Below are 3,485 nucleotides of genomic sequence, written 5' to 3' on the forward strand. Positions count from 1 at the left end.
CCCTGCCGCCTAGTGCATTTCCCGGCGCGCGGCGAGCGCCTGCGCGATGGTGACGCCATCGGCATACTCGAGGTCGCCTCCCACCGGGAGGCCGCGCGCGATGCGGGTGACCTTTACCTCACGTCCGGCCAGCTGGCGCTGCACGTACAGCGCCGTGGCTTCGCCCTCGAGCGACGGGTTGGTCGCCAGAATGACCTCGCGGACCCCCTCAGGCTCGATGCGCGCCAACAGCGAGCCGATGGTGAGGTCATCGGGCCCCACCCCGTCGAGGGGCGACAGGCGGCCGCCCAGCACGTGATAGAGGCCGCGAAACTCCCCGGCGCGCTCGATGGACGCAATGTCGCTGGCCTCTTCCACCACACAGAGCAGGGCACCGTCGCGGCGTGGATCGGCGCACAGCCCGCACAGCGGCGACTCGGTGAGGTTATGGCACCGGTCGCACTGTCGGACGCGCTCCGTGAGCGACACCAGTGCCTCCGCCAGCCGTCGGCTCTGTGCCGCCGGCTGCCGCAGCAGGTGATACGTGAGGCGCAGCGCGGTCTTGCGCCCGATGCCGGGCAACCGCGCCAATTCGCTCGTGAGTTCGTCGATGACCGACACGTGGCGCTTCCGGCTACGACCGGATCAGAACGGGAGGTTGAACGGCAGGTCGATGCCGCCCGTGACCTTCTTGAGTTCCATCTGCATGGCTTCGGCGGCCTTCTTCTGCGCTTCGGCCACGGCGACGACCACGAGGTCTTCCACCATGTCCTTGTCGTTCATGATGGACGGATCGATCTGGATGCGCTTGAGCTGCATCTTGCCGTCCACATCGGCGGAGACCATACCGCCGCCTGCGAGCGCGCTGAACGTGCGCTGGCCAAGCTCTTCCTGCATGGCCTGCATGCGGGCCTGCATGTCCTTGAACTGGCCCAGCATCTTGAAGATGTCCATCGGATTTATCGGAGAGAGTTCTGTGGCAGGGGAGGAAACCTCCCGCCTTGCGATCAGTCCAGCAGTTCGAGATCCAGCACCCGCACCGCCGCTTCCAGCAGCGGATCCTTGGCGGCGATCTGTTCGGTGCGCTGCTGCTGCACGTCGTGGGCGGTGAGGCGCTTGGACGTGGGGCGGGCCGCCGCCGAGCTGGCGGGGGCGGCGCCGGCGTTCACGTGGAGCGTAAACGTGGTGAGCCCGGGCAGGGTGTCCTGGAGCACGGCGATCATGTCGGCCCGAGCCCGATCGACCGCCATGGCGAACGTATCGTCGGCGGGCGCGTAACCGAGCGTGAGCGCGCCTTCCGGCGAGACCTGCATGGGTACGAGCCGCTGAACCGCTTCGGCGACCATTCCGCGCCCATTCGTACGCAGCGTTTGCGCCACCCGACTCCACTGCGCCTTGACCTGCTCGAGCGTGGGCGATCCCCCACCGGTACGGCGCGGCTCCGGCGCAATGGCGCGCGACGCGGGCGCCGAGGCGGCGGCAATCTGCTGCGCCGCGGCCTCGGCGGCGGCCTGCTGGGTCGCGGTGCGCGACGGCGGTGGCGGCGTGAACACGGCCGGCGCTGACATCGGCGCGCTGTTCGGGAGCGCCGGTGCCACCGCCGGTGGCGGCGTGGGAGGCAAGGCATGCGCCGACGCCACGCGCGATTCGTGCGCGACCCGACGCGGCGGGGGATCCTCGTGTCCCCCTGCCCCGAAGCCCTTCAGCACCTCTTCCAGTTCGACCGTCCGATCGAGCAGCGCGAAGCGCACGAGCAGCGTTTCGAGCAGGAGCTGCGGCTGGCCGCTCTTGCGGTACATGGGCTCGATCTCGAGCAACGCGTGCAGCATGCGCACCAGATCGCCCGTGGAGACGCGTCCCTTTCGCTCGTCGAGCGCAATACGCACGCGATCCGACAGCTCGGGCGGCTGGCCCCCCATGGTGACGGCGAGCAGTGCGCGCAGCAGACGGCCAAGACCGGCGAGCAGGAGCGTGAAGTCGACACCGGCGTCGGCCTGACGCTGCACCAGACCGAAGATATCGGCCGCGCGCCGTTCGAGAATCACGTCGAGGAGCGCGATGTACTCGTCGTCGGGGATGAGCCCCAAGGCCACCGTCACGCGTTCGCTCGTCACCTCGGCGGTTTCGCCGAGCGACAGCACCTGGTCGGTGAGCGACAGCGCATCACGCAAGCCGCCATCGGCGGCGCGGGCGATCATGCCGAGGGCATCGTCCTCGAAACGCACGCCTTCTTCGGTGAGAACCGCGGCAAGACGCTCGCGAATCTCGGCCGGCCCGATACGCTTGAGGTCGAAGCGCTGAAGCCGGGAGACGACCGTCCCGAGCACCTTCTGCGCCTCAGTCGTGGCGAACACGAACACCACGCGTGGCGGCGGTTCCTCGAGCACCTTGAGCAAGGCATTCCACGCATCGCGCGAGAGCATGTGCGCTTCGTCGACGATGTAGACCTTGTAGCGATCATCGCCCGACGGGGCATACATGGCGCGCTCGCGCAACTCACGCGCGTCGGCCACGCCACCGTTGGACGCCGCGTCGATCTCCACCACGTCGAGCGATGCCGATCCGCTCCAGATGCGCTGGCAGCTCGCGCACTGCCCGCATGGCTCGCCCTGCAACTCTGGCTCGCCGCGGCGCTCGCAGTTGAGCGCCATGGCCAGCACACGCGCGAGTGTCGTCTTGCCCGTTCCGCGGGGGCCGCAGAGCAGATAGCCGTGCGCCACACGCCCACGGGCGATGGCGCCCTTGAGGGTGTTGGCGACGTGCGACTGGACCGCCACGGTCGCGAAGTTCCGCGGGCGGTATTTGCGGGCGAGGGCGAGCGACATGCCTGCAATCTAAGGGTGGCGGGAGCGGGGGGCGAACGGTGGGAAATGCCGTCGGCTCGTCGGCTGGCAAAAAAAACGCGCAGGAGGTCCGCTCTCGTGAGCGAATCCTCCTGCGCGCAGTGCCCCGGGCCTGACGAAGCGACGTCAACATCCACGTACGGCTGCTACCTGCGGGGTCCTGACCGATTTGGCGGCATGCCGCCCTCCGGGACCCGGGACAGTAGTAGTATAGCTTGGGGGCGGGTTGATTGGTACTGCGGAAGCTCGAACGGCGGAAGCTTGGGGAGCGGAAGCTGGTGGAGCGGGACATTGAACTACGGGGTCGAAGCTCCGTGCCTCCGTTGCTCAGCGCCTCCGATGAGCAGTTACCCGAGCACCGTTTCCAGTGCCTGCCGCAGCCGCGCCGCCGCATCGGCGACCACGCCAGCCGGAGCGTCGAGATGCGTGACGGCACGTACCCGTGACGGATGCCACGCCGAGATGCGCACGCCGAGCGCGAGCGCCTTGGCCACGACCTCGGCGGCGAGCGGCTTGGGCAAGTCGATCATCACGATGTTCGTGTCAGCCGTGACGACCGTCGCCCCACCGGCCCCGTCGACGACCTGACCGAGGTAGCGGGCGCTCGCGTGATCCTCGGCGAGGCGCGTGTAGTTGTGCTGCAGCGCGTGCATCGCGCCGGCG

The 3,485-nt window shown here is 68.7% G+C and carries 3 protein-coding genes and 1 pseudogene; all 4 read right to left on the reverse strand.

Annotated elements, in window-relative coordinates:
- Positions 1 to 9 precede the first annotated feature (9 nt).
- A complete protein-coding gene (gene recR, locus ACIQ6O_RS14710) occupies positions 10 to 600 on the reverse strand; it encodes a recombination mediator RecR (RefSeq protein WP_396208535.1) in 591 nt (196 codons plus the stop codon).
- Between the two features lie 24 nt (positions 601 to 624).
- Positions 625 to 933: a YbaB/EbfC family nucleoid-associated protein gene (locus tag ACIQ6O_RS14715; RefSeq protein ID WP_396208536.1), complete on the reverse strand. Its 309-nt coding sequence runs from the start codon at positions 931 to 933 to the stop codon at positions 625 to 627.
- A gap of 53 nt (positions 934 to 986) precedes the next feature.
- Complete coding sequence (gene dnaX / locus ACIQ6O_RS14720; protein ID WP_396208537.1) at positions 987 to 2,804, reverse strand: DNA polymerase III subunit gamma/tau; 1,818 nt, start codon at positions 2,802 to 2,804, stop codon at positions 987 to 989.
- Positions 2,805 to 3,169: 365 nt separating this feature from the next.
- Positions 3,170 to 3,485 (reverse strand): annotated as a pseudogene (locus ACIQ6O_RS14725) (low specificity L-threonine aldolase); the annotation flags it as partial.

The organism is Gemmatimonas sp., assembly GCF_044345575.1.
Taxonomy (GTDB): Bacteria; Gemmatimonadota; Gemmatimonadetes; order Gemmatimonadales; family Gemmatimonadaceae; genus Gemmatimonas.